Origin of the sequence: Paenibacillus elgii NBRC 100335, from assembly GCF_004000865.1 — a bacterium.
GTDB lineage: Bacteria > Bacillota > Bacilli > Paenibacillales > NBRC-103111 > Paenibacillus_G > Paenibacillus_G elgii.
This window is the reverse complement of record NZ_BIMB01000132.1, coordinates 1-1,587: the sequence shown is the minus strand read 5'-3', so window position 1 is coordinate 1,587 and position 1,587 is coordinate 1. Positions and strand designations below refer to the sequence as shown.

Genomic DNA, 1,587 nt, shown 5'->3' with positions numbered 1-1,587 from the left:
TGCGGCCCGTCTGCTCTACAAGCTGCTCCAGTTCCTCCACCGTCAATCCTTTCAGCAGCACGTCGCTTGGCGTCAGCTCTGGCTTCTCTTTCTCCACGCAATGCCCGATCACTTCCTGCAGCGCCTGGCGGATCATGCCCGCTAACCGCTCCATCGTTTCACTGCGGTATTCCTTGCCGCTGTATCCGATGGTAAGCTGCAGCGCTCCCTCGGACACCATACCATTTATATCCAGAACGTAGGTCTGGATTCTGTTTCCGCTGACTAATGCGCCGACCGGATACGGCGATATTTGCAACTCGCTGTTTTCAAAATCCTGGTCAAACTGTCCCAAGTAGTTGAAGCTAATTTCCGGCTTCGCCGTGAATGCGGCACGATTCTCCTCCGCATTCGCCAGATGCTTCAGTATCCCGTAGCCGATCCCTTTCTGCGGGATCTGCCGCAGCCCTTCCTTGACTCTCTTAATCTGGTGGGCTATATCCTTGCCTGCCCCCATCTCCAGAACGACCGGATACTGGCTCGTAAACCAGCCGATGGTGCGCGTAATGTCGATGTCTGCTACAATCTGCTCCCGGCCGTGGCCCTCCAAATTCACCAGCACTTGCTCCATTCCCGTCCACGACTGGATCGCACGCCCCAACGCCGTCAGCAGTAAATCGTTCATTTCCGTGTTGTATGCCCGGTGCGCTTCTTTCAGCAGTTGCTCCGTTTCCGCTTCCGTCCATCGTACCGTTACCGCTTCGCTGTCCCGCACCCACGCCGTTTCCTGCCCGCTGTCCTTCGGCAGCGGCGTCGGCTTCACTTGCTCCAACTGCTCCCAGTAGGTCCGTTCGCTCTCCAGCGCCGGGCTTTTCGCGTACTCCTCCAGTTGCTTCGCCCAGTTCCGGAACGAATCCGTTTTTTGCGGCAACGAATTTCCTCTCCGCTCAGCGCCTGTTCGTAGCCCGTCGCAAAATCTTCGAACAAGATCCGCCACGACACCCCGTCCACCGCCAAATGGTGGATCGCGATCAGCAGGTGGTCGCCATCATCGCACCGGAACAAGCCCAGCTTCATCAAGGGACCTTCGCTCAAGTTTATGCTGTCTTGAATCTCGCCGGCTTTCGCTTCAACCGCTTGCGCGATATCCGCTTCGCCTTTGAAATTCACCACTTCCAGGCTATACAGCTCGCCTTCCCCGATCCCCCGGTTCCACCCTTCATAGCCCTGCTCCGTTTGACGGTACACCAGACGCAGCGCGTCATGATGCTCGGCGATTTTTTGCATCGCCTGACGGACCGCAGCTTCCTCGAAGCCCTGCTCGCGGTACAGCATGACCGCCTGGTTGAAGTGATGCGGATCAGCCGACGGCTGCTCGAAGAACCAGCGTTGAATCGGCGTCAACTTAGCCGCTCCGCGCACTTCACCCTGCTCCGCGATGCGGGTCACCGCCTGGATATGACTGCTCAGTTCCCCTATGGTCGGATGCTTGAACAGATCTTTCATTTCCAGCTTGTAACCGGCCTGGAACAATCTCGAAGACACTTGGATCGCTTTGATCGAGTCCCCGCCAAGCTCGAAGAAGTCATCCCGAACCCCGACTCTGCC

At 57.5% G+C, this 1,587-nt stretch carries 1 pseudogene; it reads right to left on the bottom strand.

What is annotated here, in order from left to right:
• A pseudogene (locus PEL01S_RS34170) lies at positions 1-1,587 on the bottom strand (condensation domain-containing protein); the annotation flags it as partial.